The 18,351-nt window shown below is 66.1% G+C and carries 17 protein-coding genes; 9 read left to right on the top strand and 8 right to left on the bottom strand.

Features of this window, described 5'->3' with window-relative positions; genetic code table 11:
* Positions 1 to 11: 11 nt before the first annotated feature.
* Both AC1DUN_RS18890 and AC1DUN_RS18885 read right to left on the bottom strand, forming a co-directional pair.
* Positions 12 to 1,496, bottom strand: coding sequence for a glutamine synthetase family protein (locus tag AC1DUN_RS18890; protein ID WP_477715300.1), 1,485 nt, complete (start codon positions 1,494 to 1,496; stop codon positions 12 to 14).
* Positions 1,493 to 2,908: a Rieske 2Fe-2S domain-containing protein gene (locus tag AC1DUN_RS18885; protein WP_477662953.1), complete on the bottom strand. Its 1,416-nt coding sequence runs from the start codon at positions 2,906 to 2,908 to the stop codon at positions 1,493 to 1,495. Before AC1DUN_RS18885 ends, AC1DUN_RS18890 begins: the two co-directional genes overlap by 4 nt.
* 73 nt (positions 2,909 to 2,981) lie before the next feature.
* On the opposite strand from AC1DUN_RS18885, the gene AC1DUN_RS18880 reads away from it, so the two are divergent.
* The gene (locus AC1DUN_RS18880) at positions 2,982 to 3,704 is read left to right on the top strand and encodes a GntR family transcriptional regulator (protein ID WP_477715299.1); all 723 of its coding nucleotides are present in this window, start codon (positions 2,982 to 2,984) and stop codon (positions 3,702 to 3,704) included.
* On the opposite strand, the gene AC1DUN_RS18875 is transcribed toward AC1DUN_RS18880, so the two are convergent.
* Positions 3,701 to 4,969 (bottom strand): SGNH/GDSL hydrolase family protein, encoded by a 1,269-nt coding sequence (locus AC1DUN_RS18875; protein ID WP_477715298.1) that lies wholly within the window; start codon positions 4,967 to 4,969, stop codon positions 3,701 to 3,703. The genes AC1DUN_RS18880 and AC1DUN_RS18875 overlap by 4 nt on opposite strands.
* Before the next feature lie 11 nt (positions 4,970 to 4,980).
* Complete coding sequence (locus AC1DUN_RS18870; RefSeq protein WP_477715297.1) at positions 4,981 to 6,177, bottom strand: MFS transporter; 1,197 nt, start codon at positions 6,175 to 6,177, stop codon at positions 4,981 to 4,983.
* Positions 6,178 to 6,301: 124 nt separating this feature from the next.
* On the opposite strand from AC1DUN_RS18870, the gene AC1DUN_RS18865 reads away from it, so the two are divergent.
* Together AC1DUN_RS18865 and AC1DUN_RS18860 are read left to right on the top strand one after the other, a co-directional pair.
* A complete protein-coding gene (locus AC1DUN_RS18865) occupies positions 6,302 to 7,246 on the top strand; it encodes a LysR substrate-binding domain-containing protein (protein ID WP_477715296.1) in 945 nt (314 codons plus the stop codon).
* Between the two features lie 137 nt (positions 7,247 to 7,383).
* On the top strand, positions 7,384 to 7,872 hold the full coding sequence (locus tag AC1DUN_RS18860; RefSeq protein WP_477715295.1) for an Lcl C-terminal domain-containing protein: 489 nt from the start codon (positions 7,384 to 7,386) through the stop codon (positions 7,870 to 7,872).
* A gap of 3 nt (positions 7,873 to 7,875) precedes the next feature.
* Here the strand turns inward: AC1DUN_RS18860 and AC1DUN_RS18855 are convergent, their stop codons facing one another.
* Complete coding sequence (locus AC1DUN_RS18855) at positions 7,876 to 8,910, bottom strand: NADP-dependent oxidoreductase (protein WP_477715294.1); 1,035 nt, start codon at positions 8,908 to 8,910, stop codon at positions 7,876 to 7,878.
* Positions 8,911 to 9,136: 226 nt separating this feature from the next.
* Here AC1DUN_RS18855 and maiA point away from each other — a divergent pair, with 226 nt between their 5' ends.
* Positions 9,137 to 9,775 carry a maleylacetoacetate isomerase gene (gene maiA / locus AC1DUN_RS18850; protein ID WP_477715293.1) on the top strand — a complete coding sequence of 213 codons (639 nt, stop codon included), beginning with the start codon at positions 9,137 to 9,139 and terminating at the stop codon, positions 9,773 to 9,775.
* A 7-nt stretch (positions 9,776 to 9,782) separates the two neighbouring features.
* A complete protein-coding gene (gene pgeF, locus AC1DUN_RS18845) occupies positions 9,783 to 10,559 on the top strand; it encodes a peptidoglycan editing factor PgeF (RefSeq protein WP_477715292.1) in 777 nt (258 codons plus the stop codon).
* A gap of 10 nt (positions 10,560 to 10,569) precedes the next feature.
* On the opposite strand, the gene AC1DUN_RS18840 is transcribed toward pgeF, so the two are convergent.
* A complete protein-coding gene (locus AC1DUN_RS18840) occupies positions 10,570 to 10,836 on the bottom strand; it encodes a hypothetical protein (protein WP_477715291.1) in 267 nt (88 codons plus the stop codon).
* A 106-nt stretch (positions 10,837 to 10,942) separates the two neighbouring features.
* On the opposite strand from AC1DUN_RS18840, the gene phaC reads away from it, so the two are divergent.
* The 3 genes from phaC to phbB all read left to right on the top strand — a co-directional run bounded on the left by phaC (position 10,943) and on the right by phbB (position 14,818).
* Positions 10,943 to 12,691 (top strand): class I poly(R)-hydroxyalkanoic acid synthase, encoded by a 1,749-nt coding sequence (phaC, locus tag AC1DUN_RS18835; RefSeq protein ID WP_477715290.1) that lies wholly within the window; start codon positions 10,943 to 10,945, stop codon positions 12,689 to 12,691.
* Positions 12,692 to 12,761: 70 nt separating this feature from the next.
* Entirely contained in the window at positions 12,762 to 13,940 is a 1,179-nt protein-coding gene (locus AC1DUN_RS18830; RefSeq protein WP_477715289.1) for an acetyl-CoA C-acetyltransferase, read from the top strand.
* Positions 13,941 to 14,080: 140 nt separating this feature from the next.
* Positions 14,081 to 14,818 carry an acetoacetyl-CoA reductase gene (phbB, locus tag AC1DUN_RS18825; protein ID WP_007866947.1) on the top strand — a complete coding sequence of 246 codons (738 nt, stop codon included), beginning with the start codon at positions 14,081 to 14,083 and terminating at the stop codon, positions 14,816 to 14,818.
* An 82-nt stretch (positions 14,819 to 14,900) separates the two neighbouring features.
* Here the strand turns inward: phbB and AC1DUN_RS18820 are convergent, their stop codons facing one another.
* The gene (locus tag AC1DUN_RS18820; RefSeq protein ID WP_477715288.1) at positions 14,901 to 15,743 is read right to left on the bottom strand and encodes a hypothetical protein; all 843 of its coding nucleotides are present in this window, start codon (positions 15,741 to 15,743) and stop codon (positions 14,901 to 14,903) included.
* Positions 15,744 to 16,009: 266 nt separating this feature from the next.
* On the opposite strand from AC1DUN_RS18820, the gene AC1DUN_RS18815 reads away from it, so the two are divergent.
* On the top strand, positions 16,010 to 17,719 hold the full coding sequence (locus AC1DUN_RS18815; protein ID WP_477715287.1) for a cation:proton antiporter domain-containing protein: 1,710 nt from the start codon (positions 16,010 to 16,012) through the stop codon (positions 17,717 to 17,719).
* A gap of 4 nt (positions 17,720 to 17,723) precedes the next feature.
* On the opposite strand, the gene AC1DUN_RS18810 is transcribed toward AC1DUN_RS18815, so the two are convergent.
* Positions 17,724 to 18,341: a DJ-1/PfpI family protein gene (locus AC1DUN_RS18810; RefSeq protein WP_477715286.1), complete on the bottom strand. Its 618-nt coding sequence runs from the start codon at positions 18,339 to 18,341 to the stop codon at positions 17,724 to 17,726.
* Between the last annotated feature and the right edge of the window lie 10 nt (positions 18,342 to 18,351).

Here is an 18,351-nt window from a genome sequence, read left to right as displayed (position 1 = left end):
GTGTGATGCCGTCAGATGCGGCTGAAGTATTCGCGGCGCTGCCAGTCGTCTTTGTCTTCGGCGCCATCGTGGCGGCTGATTTCAGCCTGTTTGATGTGCGCAAAGCAGTTGATGAAGGTGTCGCCGAATCCCGCCGCCAGGGTGGCGTCGGCTTTGAGCGCTTCCAGGGCCTCACCCAGGCTGGTGGGGATTTTCTCGGCGCTGCCGCCATAGGGCGCATCGGTGGCCGGCGGGGCCTTGAGGCGGCGCGTGATGCCGTCCAGCCCGGCGTGGATTTGCGAGGCCAGGTAGAGGTAGGGGTTGGCGGCGGGCTCGCCCAGGCGGTTTTCGATGCGTGTGCTGTTGTCATCGCACTGGCCGACCACACGCAGCATGGCGCCGCGGTTGTCGCGGCCCCACAAAATCGATTGCGGCGCCAGTGCGTTGGGCCGAAAGCGCCCGAAGCCGTTGAGGGTGGGCGTGCAAAAAGCCGTCATGCCGCGCGCATGCGCGAGCAGCCCGGCCAGGTAGTGCTCGCCGGTTTCCGAGAGCGTGTACTGCGCATCGGCCGGCGTGCTGCCGGCGGCCGGGCTGGCGCGCTTGAACAGGTTGGCGCCGGTTTTGAGGTCCACCAGTGACTGGTGCAGATGCCAGCCGCTGGACATGATGTTGGGAAAGGGCGGGCGGCACATAAAGGTCGCGTGGTAGCCGGCGCGCCGCAACGCCTGTTTCACCGCGCTGCGAAACAGCACCATGTTGTCGGCCGCCGCCAGCGCGTCAGTGGCCTCGAACACCGCCTCGACCTGGCTGGGGCCGAGCTCGATTTCCAGCGACAGCAGCGGCAGGCCCAGCGCCTGCGCCGTGCGCTGCACGATGCGCAGCGGCTCCTCGGCCATGTCCGCCCACTGCTCGGACAGCAGCTGGTAGCCGGGGTGGATCATGCTCACCTGCGGCGGCAGGCCGGGCCAGCCGGCCAGTTCGGGGTCCAGTTGCGGATTCAGCCCGCCCTCGTTGATGCGGTAGATATGGAATTCGATTTCCAGCCCGCACTTCATGCCGTAGCCGGCCTCGGCCAGCTTGGCCAGCGCGCTTTGCAGCACGCGGCGCGTGTCGAGTGCGACCGGCCTGCCGTCGGGAAACCAGGGCTGGCACCGCAGCCAGCCGGTTTTTTCGGCCCAGGGCAGTTGCTGGAGGCTGGCCGGGTCGGCCAGCAGCATCACATTGCCGCCGAATTCAAAACCCGGCAGGCCCGCGGCGCCGCCGGCCTCGAACACCTTGTAGGCGGTGCGGTCGGCCGTGTCCTTGAGCAGCAGCGTGCTGACCATGCCCACGCCGCCCGCCATGGCCTGCGCCGCGGCGGCCGCCACCAGCGTCTTGCCGCGCAGCATGCCGTGCAGGTCGCACCAGGCAAAACGCACCAGCTCCAGGCCGCCGGCCTCGATGCGCCGCAGCGCCTCGGCCTGGGCGGCTTGCCGCGCGGCGTCATGCACGCCGCATTGCACCGCGAAGCTGCTCATGGCTGTGTGGCGGTGTCGGCCGAAGCGGTCGAGGGCGCTTTTGCGTCCAGCCAGGGCGCGCCCTCGCGTTTGGCGCGGGCATTTTGCTGCCACCACTGGGCCCATTCGCCGGCCGGGGCGATGCCGTCCACCGTGTCCGGGCCGGTGATCATCGCGGCCTGCGCGGGGTCGGCGATGCCGGGCGCCACGCCGCCGTTCTGCACGGTCTCAATCGCCTTGAGCAGCACGCGCCGGTTGGCCATGATGACCTTGTCGGAGGTGGCCAGGTGCTCGCGCGTGCGGTCCTGGATGGCGCCCATGCTTTCCACGGCCCACTGGTCGTGCACATTGATGTCTTCCTCGCCCATGCCCAGGTAGGTGGTGCTCATCTGCTCCTCGGCATTAAAACCCCAGTTGTTGTGGCGGCCGGCCTTGGGGATGTAGTCGGGCAGGGCGATGAACTGCTGGCGCTGCGCGCGCATGCTTTCGCGGTCCAGCGGGCCGGCAAAACTCGTGAAGAAGGTGTACCAGTAGGTGTGGGTGTCGTCCACCGGCACATGCATCTGGGTGATGGTCATGGTCTCCGACAGCGGGATCACAAAGGTGGCCGGAAAGATGGCGTTGGTCACGCGCACGTGGGTGAGCTTGTCGGTCATGGCGCGCAGCGCGGTCAGCTGCATGCCCCAGGGTTTGTTCTCGAAGCTGATGTCGGGCTGGGCGAACTCGCGCATGATGCGTGTCATCGGCCACTGCTCGCCGTCCTTGCTGCCGGCGCTGGCGCTGCGAAACTGTTTGCCGGCCGGGTTCTCGCCGATTTGCTCCAGCGGGTCGTCCTGCAAAAAGCGGTGCAAAAAGGATGGGTGCGCCGGGTCTATGCCCACTTCAAAGGCCTGCAGCCAGTTGGCGTTCCACAAGCCCTTGAAGGCAAAGCTGTGCGTGGCCGGCGCGGTAAAGCAGTCAAAAGCCGGGAAGGGCGGCGGCGTGCTGCCCTCGTCGCCCAGCCAGGCAAACAGCACGCCGGCTTTTTCCATCACGGGGTAGCTGCGCTGGCGTATGCGCTCGCACAGCTTGCTGCCGGTGGGTTCGGCCGGTGTTTCCAGGCAGCGGCCGTCGGTCGCGAACTTCCAGCCGTGAAAAGGGCAGCGCAGGCCGCCGCCTTGTTCCAGGCTTTCGCGCCGGCCGAAGGACAGGTCGGCGCCGCGGTGGGCGCAGTCGCGGTCCAGCAGGCCCCAAGCGCCTGAGGCATCCTTGAACAGCACCAGGTCCTGGCCGAAGAGCTTCAGCGCCTTGACCGGGCGGATTGCCATGCGCGGGTCCAGCGCCGGGTTGAACTCATCAACCAACGCGGCGGGCTGCCAGTACTGGCGCAGCAGCTTGCCGCAGGGCGTGCCCGCGGTGATGCGGGTCAGCAGTTGGTTTTGTTCAGCGTTCATGGCGGGGCCTTGTCATGCAGGGTAAACCTAAAAACGGTATCCCAAATTTAAAATTCAGTGTACATTCACGGCCATGAACTTGCAAGAAACCGTTTTGATGCAGTTGCGCGACCTGATCCTGCGCGGCGAGTTCGAGCCCGGCCAGCGGCTGGCCGAGCAGCAGCTGGCCGAACGCCTGGGCGCCTCGCGCACGCCGGTGCGGGCCGCGCTGGTCACGCTGGAGCAGGAAGGGCTGGTCGAGGCCAATGACACCGGCAAATACCTGGTGCGCCAGTTCACGCCGCGCGAGGTGTCCGACGCCATCGCGGTGCGTGGCCACCTCGAGGGCATGGCGGCGCGCCTGGTGGCCGAGCACGGCGTGTCGCGCCAGCTGCAGCTTGATCTGCAGTCCTGCCTGGATGAAGGCGACCGGGCGCTGGCGGCCAACCCGCTGGGTTATGAGAACTACGCGGCCTATGCCGCCATGAACGACCGCTTCCACGCGCTGATCCTGCAGGCCAGCGGCAACCGCGCCTTGCAGCGCGCCGTCGAACTCAACGACAAACTGCCGTTTGCGTCCGCCTCGGCCATGCTGCCCATGCAGTCCACGCTGGAGCAGGACCGCGACTGGATGCATTACGCGCACCGGCAGCACCACATGCTGTTCGCGGCGCTCAAGGCCGGCGAGGGCGCGCGTGCCCAGGCCCTGGCCGTGGAACACACCGAGGTCGCGCAAATGAACATGCGCATGGCACTGGAGCGGCGCGCCGAAACCGAAAGTGTGATGCCGGGGTTGCGTCTCGTTGTGGGCCGTTAACGGTCGCCGAGCAATAGCTTCAAGTCAATCGAATCGGCAACTGCTTTGTTGCCGGCATCACCCAGGTGCAGGTGGTCGCCCGAGTCGTAAGCCGGCTGTATGCGCAGCGGGTTCAAGGGATCGCGTACCACCGCATCAAAATCCAGCACCGCGTCGAATTCGCCACTGCCGCGTATCCACGCATTGATGCGCTGGCGCAGCGCGTCTTTCGCGGGGCTGTAGTAGTTTGCGATCGGCGAGCCCGGCATGGTCAGCGCGCCTTCAAACGGCGTCAGCGTGGCGCCGGCGATGCGCACGCCGCGGCTGCGCGCGCGGGTGATCAACTGCCGGTAACCGGCTATCAGCGCATCGGCCTGCGTGGCCGGCTCCGCAGGTTCAAAGGTGCTGCCGGGCCAGCTGATGTCGTTGATGCCCATGAGCAGCACCACGCCGGCCACGCCGGGCTGGCCCAGCACGTCGCGCTCAAAACGCGCCAGCGCATTCGGGCCCATGTGGTTTTTGAGCACCCGCCCGCCCGAGATGCCGGCATTGAGTACGGCCACGTTTTGCCCGGCCAGGCGGCGCGCGAGGAAATCAGGCCAGCGGCTGTCGCTGCCCGGCGTGGAGGCCGCGCCGTCGGTGATGGAATCGCCAAAAGCCACCACGCTGCGCGTGCCGGGCGCGGCCTCCACCAGTATGGCGCTCAGGAAGAGGCGGCTGTTCACCACGCTGTCGGCTTTCACGGTGGCTGCGCCGGCCACATTGTCCGACGCGATCTGCGCGGGCTGCAGGCCGTCCCAGTGAATGGTCGTGAGGGCTGTTGTTTGCGGAAAGTACAGGCTGACGGCCAGGCGCTGCAGCGGCGCGACGGTGAAGTCGACCGGGTCGCTCACGAGGGGCGCGCCCGCCGGCACAGTGGCCGTGGACTGGCCGCCAAACGTCAGGGCCAGGCTGGGGCCGTGGGTGCTGCCCGCGGTGTCGCCTGCCGCTGCGATGTAGGCCGCGCCGATCCGCAAGGGCTGCGTGCCATATTCGTTGGACAGCACAATGCGCACGCGTGAGCCGCCCACGCCGGCGCGCACGACCTGGCGCACCGTCTGATCGCTCAGGCTGGCCGGAAGGCCCAGGGGCAGGGCGAAGCCGCCGGCCCAGATGGGCTGGGGGCTGGCCGTCCAGCCTGGAATCCAGTTGCCGTCAGCCGCTTGCGCCTGCGAAAGAAAAGCGGCGCATAGCAGCGCCATGGAGAGTGTGGACTTAAGCACACGGAGTTTCATCAAGGTATTCATGGCAATGTTGCTCAGCAGGTGGCGGGAATGGCTTGCAGTTCGGCCTTGTCGCGCGACAGGCTGTACAGCGTGACGGCGATGCCCGCCACGGTGATCAGCGCGGCCAGCCAGCTGAGGCCTCCCAGGCCGAAGGAACTGCTGACCACCAGGCCGCCCAGCCAGGCGCCCAGCGCATTGCCCACGTTGAAAGCGCCTATGTTGAGGCTGGCCGCCAGGTTCTGGCCGGCGCCGTGGGCTTGCTGCAGCACGCGCATCTGCAGCGGCGCCACGGTGGCGAAAGAGGCCACGCCCAACAGGCCGACGAAAAGCACTGTGGCCACCGGCGAGTGCAGCACAAAACCCATGGCGCCCAGCACCAGCGCCGTCGCGCCCAGCGTGGCCAGCAGGGACATGCGCAGGCCGCGGTCGGCCAGGCGCCCGCCCAGCAGGTTGCCAATAAAGATGCCGCCGCCGAACACCAGCAGGATGGGCGACACCGCGGCTTCGCTGAAGCCGGTGAGCCGGGTCAGTATGGGCTGGATGTAGGTGAAGATCGCGAACACGCCGGCAAAGCCGAACACCGTCATCAACAGGCCCAGCATGACTTGCGGGCGGGCCAGCCCGGCCAGTTCCTGGCGCAGCGAGGCGCCGCCGTTTTCCGCCGCGCTGCGCGGCACAAACACCGCCAGCACCAGGAAGGCCAGCAGGCCTATCAGCGCCACCACCCAGAAGGTGGCGCGCCAGCCATGGTGCAGGCCCAGCCAGGCGCCGGCCGGCACGCCCAGCAGGGTGGCCAGCGACAGGCCGCTGAACATGATGGCAATCGCCGAGGCCTTGCGCTCGGGCGCGACCAGGCCGGTGGCAACGATGGAGCCCACGCCGAAGAAAGTGCCGTGCGCCAGCGAGGTGATCACGCGCGCCGCCATCAAGCTGGCGTAGTCGGGCGCCAGCGCGCAGGCCAGGTTGCCCAGCGTGAAGATGGCCATCAGCGCCAGCAGCACGGTTTTGCGCGGCAACTTGCGCGTGGCCAGCGTCAGCACCGGCGCGCCCACCGCCACGCCCAGCGCATAGCCGGAAATCAGCAGCCCGGCCGAAGCGATGCTGACGCCGAGGTCGGCGGAGACCTGCAGCAGCAGGCCCATGATGACAAACTCGGTCGTGCCTATGCCGAAGGAGCCGACGGTGAGGGCCAGCAGGCCTAGAGGAAGTGAAGGTGATTTTTGCGCCATGAACGTCGCCAGAAAAAGTGGGGATGCGGCTAGTGTGGAGACGCAGCGGCATCTTGACTAGAATGGCCTGGAGACAATCATTTGTGAATTCAATTCACAATAATCCAGTCAAAATAGCCCCACCATGCCCCGCATAGACGTCAACCGCTCCGGCGAAATGGAGGCCTTTGTCCAGGTGGTGGACAAAGGCGGGTTTTCAGCCGCCGCGCGCCAGCTGTGCATGACGCCCTCGGCCGTCAGCAAGCTGGTGACCCGGCTGGAGGCGCGCCTGGGCACGCGCCTGGTCAACCGCTCCACCCGCAAGCTGCAGCTCACGCCCGAGGGCACGACGTTTTACGAACAAAGCACACGCGTGCTGGCCGACATGGACGAGGCCGAGCGCGGCGCGGCCGCCGGCGCCATGCCACGCGGGCGCGTCAGCGTCAACGCCAGCATGCCGACCGCGCACTGCCTGCTGCTGCCGCTGGTCCCAGCCTTCCACGAGCGCTATCCCGACATCACGCTGGACATCACGCTGACCGACCGCGTGGTCGACCTGCTGGACGAACGCACCGACGTGGCGATACGCTGGGGCGCGCTCGCCTCGTCCCAGCTGGTGGCGCGGCACCTGGGCGATACGGCGCAGCACATCGTCGGCAGCCCGGCCTACCTGGCGCGCCACGGCACGCCGCGCACGCTGCAAGACCTGGAGGCGCACCAGCGCCTGGCCCATACCTTCAAGCGCAACATGCATTACTGGCCGGTGCGCGTGGACGGCCAGATCCAGCAATTGCCCATCACCGGCTATGCGCGCGCCAGCGACGGCGAGGCGCTGCGCCACCTGGTGCTGGCCGGCGCGGGCCTGGCCCGCATGTCGCTGTTCCATATACGCCGCGACCTGGACGCGGGCCGCCTGGTGGCCGTGGCCGAAGACCTCAACCCGGGCGAGCGCGAACCCATCCATGCGGTGTTTGTCGGCCGCGGCGGCCGCCTGCCGGCGCGTGTGCGCGTGCTGCTGGATTTCCTGGTGGAGCAGGTCACCCAGGAAGTGCTCGATGCCGGCGGCGTGGGGCCGGATTACCTGCCCTGACCGCCCCGGTGGCGGGTAGCTGGCGCCAGGTAATACTCCGCTAGGTACAAGCCACTAGATAGCTTTCCCTATGGTTGCCTGCCCTGGACCTGCCTAGTATTCCCATATGGGGCCGCTCCCGGCCATGGAGAATTGCTATGCACCGCCTTTCGTTTCGCACCCTGGGATTTGCCTTGTTGCTGCTGTCATCAGCCGGCGCCAGCCTGGCGCAGGATCGCTTCACGCCCTCCGCCGACGGCCAGGAAGTCACCGACAGCCGCACCGGCCTGATCTGGAAGCGTTGCGCCGAAGGCATGGTCTTCAAGGGTAAAACCTGCACCGGTCAGGCGGTTTTCATGAACCATCCCGATGCGGCCGCGCGCGCCAAGGCAGCTTCGGCGCCGGATGCCGAATGGCGCATGCCCATCCTCAAGGAGCTCTCCAGCATTGTTTCGGCGCGCGAGGCGGAGGAAAACAAGGCCGCGATAGATCCCAATGCCTTCCCCGCCACGCCGGTGGCACGCTTCTGGACTTCCAGCAGCACCGGCCCGGGCTATTTCACCTTTGTCGGTTTCAGCGACGGCAGCGCCGGTGAAGCCCCGCGCGCCACCTCCGCCGCGGTGCGCCTGGTACGCGGCGGGAAGTAAGAACTACTCTTTCGCCACCTGCAGCACCAGCTTGCCGAAGTTCTCGCCGTTAAAGAGCTTGAGCAGGGTTTCGGGGAAGGTGTCCAGGCCGACGACCACGTCTTCCTTGCTTTTCATGGTGCCGGCCTTGAGGTAGCCCGCCATCTCGGCCACACCGACGTGGTAGCGGTCGGCATAGTCGAACACCACAATGCCTTCCATGCGGGCGCGGTTCACCAGCAGCGACAGGTAGTTGGCCGGGCCCTTTACCGGCGTGGTGTTGTTGTACTGGCTGATCGCGCCGCAGATGATGATGCGGGCGCCGCGCGCCAGGCGGGCCAGCACCATGTCCAGGATCTCGCCGCCCACGTTGTCGAAATAGATGTCTATGCCCTTGGGGCAGTGTTCCTTGAGCCCGGCGCGCACGTCGCCGTTTTTGTAGTCGATGCAGGCGTCGAAGCCCAGCTCATTGACCACCCAGTCGCACTTGGCCTTGCCGCCGGCGATGCCGACCACGCGGCAGCCCTTGAGCTTGGCGATCTGGCCCACGGTCTGGCCCACGGCGCCGGCTGCGCCCGACACCACCACGGTTTCACCGGCCTTGGGCAGGCCCACTTCCAGCAGGCCGAAATAGCCCGTCATGCCGGGCAGGCCCAGCACATTGAGCCAGGACGTGAGGCCCAGGCGCGGGTCTATCTTGAACATGCCGCTGCGCTTGACCTGGTCGGCCGGGATCAGGCAGTACTCCTGCACGTCGAGCGCGGCATTCACATAGTCGCCCACGGCAAATGCCGGGTTTTGCGAGGCGATCACCTTGCCCACGCCGCCGGCGCGCATCACCGCGCCGATTTCCACCGGCGGGATATAGCTCTTGGCGTCGTTCATCCAGCCGCGCATGGCCGGGTCCAGCGACAGGTACAGGGTTTTGACGAGCACGCCGCCCGGGCCGGGTTCGGCCACGGGTTCGGTGGTGAAGCTCCAGTTGTCGCGTGTGGGCAGGCCGACGGGGCGGCTGGCCAGGCGAATCTGGTGGTTGCTCAGGCTGGTGATGGCGCTCATGGGGTGTCTCCGCTGGATCTGTTGAGAGGGGTGTCGCAGGCATGGTAGCGGCGGGCCGGCCTCGCGTCAGTCGCGCAGGCGATTGAAGTGAGCGACGGCGGGGATGTATTTAACCCAGCCGGGGCCGCGGAACCGGCTTTGCCGGGCCGCAGGCGCAGCGGCCCCCTCGGGGGGCAGCGAAGTACACGAAGTGACGAGCGTGGGGGCCATCGTTTATGCTTTAGAGATGAAACTCCACAACTATTTCCGCTCGTCCGCATCGTTTCGTGTACGCATCGCGATGGAGCTCAAGGGCCTGCGCTACGACTACATTCCCGTGCACATCGCCAAGGGCGAACACAAGCAGCCTCCCTATGCCGGCCTGTCCGCAGACACCCTGGTGCCGCTGCTCGAGGTCGATGGCGAAAAACTCTCGCAATCCATGGCCATCATCGAATACCTGGACGAAAAACACCCCACACCGGCCCTGCTGCCGGCCGATGCGCTGGGTCGCGCCAAGGTGCGCGCGCTGGCCCAGTCGATTGCCTGTGAAATCCACCCTGTCAACAACCTGCGCATCCTCAAATACCTGGTCAAGGAACTCAAGCTCGACGAGGCGGCCAAAAACGCCTGGTACGTCCACTGGTGCCGCGAAGGGCTGGAGGCCTTCGAGCGCCAGCTGGCGCAGTTGCCGGCATCGACCTATTGCTACGGCAACACCCCCACGCTGGCCGACTGCTGCCTGGTGCCGCAAATCTTCAATGCCAAGCGCTTTAATGTGAGCTTTGACGGCCTGCCGCGCACCATGGCCGCGTTTGACGCCTGCATGGCGCTGCCGGCCTTCCAGAAGGCCCAGCCTTCGGCTTGTCCCGACAACGAGGCTTGATCTGCCTGTGCATGCGGATTGGCTGATTCCCGACTGGCCGGCGCCAGCCGGCGTGCGCGCGGTGTTTACCACCCGGGCCGGCGGCCTGTCGGCCGCGCCTTATGACAGCCTGAACCTGGGCGACCATGTCGGCGACTTGCCGGCCAGGGTCGCGGCCAACCGCGCCCTGCTGCGCCAGGCCCTGGGCAGCCGCGCGGTCTTCCTGCAGCAGGTGCATGGCAGCGAGGTGCTCGCGCTGGACGCCGCCGCGGAAGACGGCCTGCAGGCCGATGCCTGCGTGACGAAAGAGGCCGGTGTGGCTTGCACCATCATGGTGGCAGACTGCCTGCCGGTGCTGCTGGCATCAGCGGACGGCGCCATGGTGGCCGCCGCGCACGCGGGCTGGCGCGGACTGGCGGGGCAGGGCGGGCAAGGCGTGCTGGAAGCGGTTCATGCCGCCATGAAGGCCGACGCCCGCACCCTCGCATGGCTGGGGCCTTGCATTGGGCCCTCGGCCTTCGAGGTCGGCGCCGAAGTCAAGGCCGCCTTCGAAGCCGCCCAGCCTGAAGCCGCCCGCCTGTTTGTACCCACCGGCGCCGGCAAATACCTGGCCGACCTTCCGGGCCTGGCGCGGCTGCGTTTGCAGGCGCTGGGCATTACCCGCATCTATGGCAATGACGGCAGCGATGCCTGGTGCACCGTGCGAAACCCCTCGCGGTTTTTCTCGCACAGGCGCGACGCCGGGCCGGCGGGCAACGGCTTTGGCACGACCGGGCGCATGGCCGCCTGCATCTGGCGCGCCTGAAGCGCTGCGGTCAGGGGCTCTTGGGGGGGTCTTGCGCCGCTTTCTCGCGGGCTGCGTCCTCGGCTGCAGTTTGCTGCAGGAGTTCCTGCGCCGCGCGCTTTTTGAGGGCCTTGCTGCGCGCGGGTGCGCCCATCAGGTAAACCACCAATGCCACAGGCCCCAGTCCATAGAGTACAAAGGTAAACACCGCCCCGAGGACCGTGCCGTTGCTGTTTGTCGCTTCGGCAACGCTCATCATGAGCACAACGTAAATCCAGGCGATGACAACCAAATACATAAATACTTGAAACTGGGCGTGCAGTCGGAAATTTTTAAAGCAAATCCTACGATACTGGTGGTGTGCTCAAAAGAGTCACCGAGACTCAACATGATCGGGGATATAAATGGATTCTGACGCAAACCGGGCCCAGGCGGCCCGTCAGATGCAAGAGACTTTTGCCGCGGGCCTGCAACAGGCCATGGGGGCCATGGCAAGCGGCATGCCGGCGGGCTTTGGTTTTCCCAACGGCGTGAGTGGCGCGAACGGTGCCCAGGGCCAGCCCCTGCTGCAGTTCGACCCGGCCAAGCTCCAGGAACTGCAGCAGCGCTACATCGCGGATGCCTCGGCCCTGTGGAACCAGGGCCTGCAGGACGGTGACTACACCCTGGTGGCCTCGGACCGCCGCTTTTCCAATGAGGCCTGGAAAGCCAACCCGGTCTCGAAATTCTCCGCCTCCACCTATTTGCTCAATGCCCGCACCCTGATGGAGCTGGCCGAGGCGGTGCAGGCCGACACCAAGACGCGCGCGCGCGTGCGTTTTGCCGTCGAACAATGGATGGCGGCCACCGCGCCCAGCAATTTTCTGGCGCTCAATGCCGAGGCCCAGCAAAAAGCCATCCAGAGCCAGGGTGAAAGCATTGCCCAGGGCATCACCAACCTGCTGCACGACATGAAGCAGGGCCATGTGTCCATGACCGACGAGCGTGTGTTCGAGGTCGGCAAGAATGTCGCCACCACCGAAGGCGCGGTGGTATTTGAAAACGAATTCTTCCAGCTGCTCGAATACAAGCCGCTCACGGCCAAGGTCTACGAAAAGCCCTTTTTGCTGGTGCCGCCCTGCATCAACAAGTTCTACATCCTGGACCTGCAGCCCGAGAACTCGCTGATCCGCTATGCGGTCAGCCAGGGCCACCGCACTTTTGTGGTCAGCTGGCGCAACCCCGACGAGTCCATGGCCGGCAAGACCTGGGACGACTACATCGAGCATGCCGCCATCAAGGCCATCGAGGTAGTGCAGGACATCACCGGTGCCAAGACGCTGAACGCCCTGGGTTTTTGTGTGGGCGGCACCATCCTGGGCACGGCGCTGTCGGTGCTGGCAGCGCGCGGCAAAAAACCGGTGGCCAGCGCCACCTTGCTCACTTCCTTCCTGGACTTCACCGACACCGGCATCCTGGACATCTTCATCGACGAGACCTCGGTCAAGTACCGCGAGGCCGAGATGGGGCAGGGCGGTTTGCTCAAGGGCCAGGACCTGGCTTCGACCTTCAGCTTTTTGCGGCCCAACGACCTGGTCTGGAATTACGTGGTGGGCAACTACCTCAAGGGCGAAACGCCGCCGCCCTTTGACCTGCTCTACTGGAACAGCGATTCCACCAACCTGCCCGGGCCTTTTTACGCCTGGTACCTGCGCAACACCTATTTCGAGAACAACCTGATCAAACCCGGCAAGGCCGTGGTCTGCGGGCAGAAGGTCGACCTGCGCAAGGTCGACATCCCGGTCTACCTCTACGGCTCGCGCGAAGACCACATCGTGCCGATTGGCGGCGCCTACGCCTCCACCCAGCACCTGCCGGGCCCCAAGCGTTTTGTGATGGGGGCCTCGGGCCACATCGCCGGCGTGATCAACCCGCCGGCCAAGAAAAAACGCAGCTACTGGACCCGCGACAAGCTGCCGCAGGGCAAATTTCCGGCCACCCAGGCCGAATGGCTCAAGGGCGCGACCGAGCATCCCGGCAGCTGGTGGACCGACTGGTCGGACTGGCTCAAAGGCCATGCCGGCAAGCAGGTCGCCGCGCCCAAGGCCTACGGCAGCCGCAAATACCCCGTCATAGAGCCCGCGCCTGGCCGCTACGTCAAGGCCAAGGCCTGAGCGCCGGCACGCGCGGTCCTGTCATCACAGTTTAAAAACCACTCCAGAAACTTCAAAAAGGGAACACACCATGGAAGACATCGTTATCGTTGCAGCCGGCCGCACCGCGGTGGGCAAATTCGGCGGCTCGCTGGCCAAGATCCCCGCGACCGAACTCGGCGCGGCCGTCATCAAGGGCGTGCTGGAGCGCTCCGGCCTGAGCGCTGACCAGCTTGGCGAAGTCATCATGGGCCAGGTGCTCACGGCCGGCGTCGGCCAGAACCCGGCGCGCCAGTCCGTCATCAAGGCCGGTTTCCCCAACGGCATCCCGGGCCTGACCATCAACGCGGTCTGCGGCTCGGGCCTCAAGTCGGTCATGCTCGCCGCCCAGGCCGTGGCCACCGGCGACAGCGAAATCGTGATCGCCGGCGGCCAGGAAAACATGAGTGCGGCGCCGCACGTGCTCAACGGCTCGCGCGACGGCCAGCGCATGGGCGACTGGAAGATGGTCGACTCCATGATCGTCGACGGCCTGTGGGACGTCTACAACCAGTACCACATGGGCATCACCGCCGAGAACGTCGCCAAAAAATACGGCATTGACCGCGCCGCGCAGGACGCGCTGGCCCTGGCCAGCCAGACCAAGGCGGCCGCCGCCCAGGACGCCGGCAAGTTCAAGGATGAAATCATCTCCATCACCATTCCGCAGAAGAAGGGCGACCCGGTGGTGTTCGCCGCCGACGAATTCATCAACCGCAAGACCAGCGCCGAAGGCCTGGCCGGCCTGCGCCCGGCCTTCGACAAGGCCGGCGGCGTGACGGCGGGCAATGCCTCGGGCCTTAACGACGGCGCCGCCGCCGTGATGGTCATGACGGCCAAGAAGGCCGCCGCGCTGGGCCTCAAGCCCCTGGCGCGCATCGCCAGCTATGCCACCACCGGCCTGGACCCGGCCTACATGGGCATGGGCCCGGTGCCGGCCTCGACCAAGGCGCTGCAGCGCGCGGGCTGGAAGGCCCAGGACCTGGACCTGCTCGAGATCAACGAAGCCTTCGCGGCCCAGGCCTGTGCGGTCAACAAGGAAATGGGCTGGGACACCAGCAAGGTCAACGTCAACGGCGGCGCCATCGCCATCGGCCACCCGATTGGTGCGTCCGGTTGCCGCATTCTGGTGACGCTGCTGCACGAGATGGCGCGCCGCGACGCGAAAAAAGGCATTGCCAGCCTGTGCATAGGCGGCGGCATGGGGGTAGCCCTTACCCTGGAGCGCTGAACCAGGGATCACAATGTTCCAACCGGCACACATCGTGCATATGCTGTGACAGGCGTTGTGGCACGCGTTGGGACATTCAACGGTATTCAGACAGTTAAAAAAGTCAAAGACAGTTCACAAAATCAATCAAGGAGATCGCAATGGCAAAAAAAGTAGCGTACGTCACGGGCGGCATGGGCGGCATTGGAACCGCCATCTGCCAGCGCCTGGCTAAAGACGGTTTCACGGTGATCGCGGGCTGCGGCCCCACGCGCGACTATGCCAAGTGGCTCGATGAGCAGAAGGCGCTGGGCCACACCTTTTATGCCTCGGTGGGCAATGTCGGCGACTGGGACTCCACCGTCGCGGCCTTCGACAAGGTCAAGGCCGAACACGGCCCGGTGTCGGTGCTGGTCAACAACGCCGGCATCACGCGCGACGGCCAGTTCCGCAAGATGAGCAAGGCCGACTGGGATGCGGTGATTTCCACCAACCTCAACAGCATGTTCAACGTGACCAAGCAGGTCATTGAGGGCATGATAGAAGCGGGCTTCGGCCGCATCATCAACATCTCCTCGGTCAACGGCCAGAAGGGCCAGTTTGGCCAGGTCAACTACTCCACCGCCAAGGCCGGCCTGCACGGCTTCACCATGGCGCTGGCGCAGGAGGTCGCGGCCAAGGGCGTGACGGTCAACACGGTCAGCCCGGGCTACATCGGCACCGACATGGTGAAAGCCATCCGCCCCGATGTGCTGGAAAAAATCGTCGCGGGTGTGCCAGCCAAGCGCCTGGGCCAGCCCGAAGAAATCGCCTCCATCATTGCGTGGATTGCGTCCGAAGAAGGCGGCTATGCGACCGGCGCCGACTTCTCGCTCAACGGCGGCCTGCACATGGGCTGACCGCCTTCTGGGCGCTTGGTAAAAAACCCGCCTCGGCGGGTTTTTTTATGGCTCAGCGCAAAGAGGTAAGGACGCGAAAAACTCAGGGCAGGGGCTCGAAAGAAACATAACGTCCCTTCACGTCCAGCACGGTGCCGGGCTTCTCGGCCGCTTCCCCCGCCTGCTGGAATCCCAGCGACAGGAAGATGCCGTGCTCCGGCAGCCAGACATAGTCCGAGCGGCGCTCGGCGGACTGCTCGCTGGTATGGCTGGTGCAGCTGACCTTGGCATAGGAGCCGGTGAAGCCGGTGCCTATCGCCGCACCGTCCAGCTGACCGGAGCGTTCGCAGTGCCGGCTGCTCTGGTAGCGCGTGGTCTGCAGCGTCAGGCTCTTGCCGTCGGTGTCGGACAGCCGGTCCATGGTGAGGTCCAGCTTCCATGCGGCTGCGTCGGGCGCTCCGCCTTCCTGCGTGCTTTTGAGGGTTTGCACCGAATCGTTGTACCAGCCGACCCGGCCCATCAGGTCGTGCACCAGTGGCGCGACCTCGCGGCTGCGCGTGTGCACCGAAAACAGGTTGCGAAACAGCACATAGCGCTCCTGGTAGACCACGCTGCGGCCCCCCAGGTCGAACCAGTCGTCCTGGCGCATGACCAGGCCGCTGCCCATGGGTTGCAGGGTCACGCGAATTTCCACCTCCAGCTGGCCGGACGGTGAGGAATAGCTGCGCCGGGTGGCGTACTTGAATGAGCGCGTGACGGGTTTGCCGAACGAAGCGTCCAGCGCGGCCGCGTTGGCGACCACCTGGGGCGAAAGATCCGAGAGCGCCAGAGGCTGGTAGGGATGCAGGTAGGCGATCACCGCCAGCGCCAGGGCGACCAGCGTCAAGGGTGCCCACCAGTAGCCAATCCACCGGTTTCGTTTGACGGAAGAGGTGGGGTTCGGCATGCGGCCATTGTAGGCAGGGGGCCTGCGGCCGTGCCCCTGGTTTTACCCTCAATGCAAGCGGCTCAAGGTGGCCGCCCAGGGCCTGCCAGGAGCCAGGCCTCGCAAACATCCTGCGGGCGCGTGGGGATTTGGCGGGTGGGCGCCCAGGCAACTGTAGTAAATTAAACCAACGTGTTCTACGGGGACAGCCCGCCTGCCGGGCTGCGTCGCAGGCCTTCCTTGGAGTCAGAACGGCTCTTAACCCTCTCTGAAGGAATCCCTCTCGCATGCCCCATAGCGTCTCCCTGATCAGCACCATCGCCGCCGGCCTGGGCCTGGCCCTTGTTTTTGGTTTTCTTGCGGTGCGGCTGCGTTTGCCCGCACTGGTGGGCTATCTGCTGGCGGGCGTGATCATCGGGCCCTTCACGCCCGGCTTTGTGGCCGACGCGGAGATCGCCAGCCAGCTCGCTGAAATCGGCGTGATGCTGCTGATGTTCGGCGTGGGCCTGCATTTTTCGCTCGACGACCTGCTGGCGGTGCGCAAGATCGCCGTGCCCGGTGCCGTTGTGCAGATGACGGTGGCCACCGCGCTGGGCATGGGCCTGGCGCACTGGTGGGGCTGGAACCTGGGCGGCGCGCTGGTGTTCGGCCTCTCGCTTTCCGTGGCCAGCACCGTGGTGCTGCTGCGCGCGCTGGAAAGCCGCGGCATCCTCGATTCGGTCAACGGGCGCATTGCCGTGGGCTGGCTGGTGGTCGAAGACCTGGCCATGGTGCTGGTGCTGGTGCTGCTGCCGCCGCTGGGCGGCTGGCTGTCGGGCAAGGTCGATGCCGACGTCAACGCGCTGTGGAAAACGCTGGGCATCACCTTGCTGCAGGTCGGCGGCTTTGTGGCCTTGATGCTGGTGGTGGGGCGCCGTTTCTTCCCCTGGGTGCTGTGGCAGGTGCAGCGCACCGGCTCGCGCGAGTTGTTCACGCTGTGCGTGGTGGCGGCCGCCGTGAGCATCGCTTTCGGCGCCACGGCGCTGTTCGGCGTGTCTTTCGCGCTGGGCGCCTTCTTTGCCGGCATGGTGATGCGCGAGTCCGAGTTCAGCCACAGGGCCGCCGAGGAGTCGCTGCCCCTGCGCGACGCTTTCGCCGTGCTGTTCTTCGTGTCGGTGGGCATGCTGTTCGACCCCTGGGTGCTGCTGGAGCGGCCGCTGCAGGTGCTGGCCGTGGTGGCCATCATCATTGTCGGCAAGACGCTCGCGGCCGGCGTGCTGGTGCTGGCCTTTCGTTACCCGCTCAACACGGCGCTCACGGTCTCGGCCAGCCTGGCGCAGATCGGCGAGTTCTCCTTCATCCTGGTCGGCCTGGGTGCCTCGCTGGGCCTGCTGCCGCCCGAGGGGCAAAGCCTGGTGCTGGCCGGCGCCCTGATCTCCATTGCGCTCAACCAGCTGGTGTTCAAGGCGGTGCAGCCGCTGCAGCAATGGATACTGGCGAAGTCGCCGCTGGCGCGCAAGCTTGAGGCGCGCGACGACCCGACCGCCGAACTGCCGGCCAGCACCGACGAAAAATATCTGTCCAACCACGTGGTGCTGGTGGGTTATGGGCGGGTGGGGCGGCGCATTGCCGAGGCGCTCAAGGCGCACCACGTCCCCTTTGTGGTGGCCGAGCAGAACCGCGAGGCGGTGGAGCGGCTGCGGGCTGAGGGCATGGCCGCCGTGTCAGGCGACGCGGTGGAGGCCGAAGTGATGGTGCAGGCCCATATCGCGCAGGCGCGCATGCTGGTGATCGCCACGCCCGACACCCTGGACGTGCGGCAGATGGTGGCGACGGCGCGCACGCTCAACCCCGCCATTGAAATCGTGGTGCGCACCCATAACGAGGCCGAAGCGCGATTGCTCGACAGCGAGAAGGCCGGCAAGGTCTTCCTTGGCGAGCAGGAGCTGGCGCAGTCCATGACGCGCCATGTGCTGGAGCGCTCCGGCGCGGCCGCAGCGCCGGGCGCAAGCCACTAGTGCCTCAGGCCGTGGCGAGCGGCGTGTCGATGAAGGGCCTGATATTGCGCATCGCGCGCGCGACGTAGTCTTCCTTTTCTCCCACGGGTGCGACGTAATGCATCGCGCCGTGCGCCTCCGCCAGGCCCACCAGGCGGGCAATGACCCAGGCGGCCAGGTATTGCGAGGCCAGGCAGCCGCCCGCTGTCGCCACATTGCCCTTTGCCACAAAAGGCTGGTTCAGCACGGTGACACCGGCTTCCTCGACCCAGGGTTTGGTCGTCAGGTCGGTGCAGGCCGGCACACCGGCAAGCAGCCCGAGTTTTGCCAGCACCAGCGTGCCCGAGCACTGCGCGCCCAGCAACTGCCGCGAAGGGTCCAGCCGCAATTGCGCCATCAAGGCCGAATCGGCCACCACCTCGCGCGTACGCATGCCGCTGCCGACGATGACCGCGTCGGCGGCGCTCGCGTCGGCCAACGATGCTTGCGCTTCAAGCACCACGCCGTTCATGGACTTCACGCGCGCGGTGGGGCTGGCAATCGACACCCGCCAACCCGGCTTCTTGACGCGGTTGAGGATGCCGAGCGCGATCAGCGAGTCAAGTTCATTAAAGCCTTCAAAAGTGAGGATGGCGATGTGCATGGTGGTGGTT

It is taken from the genome of Polaromonas sp. P4_F6, assembly GCF_056401275.1.
This window is presented reverse-complemented; position numbering and strand designations above follow the sequence as displayed.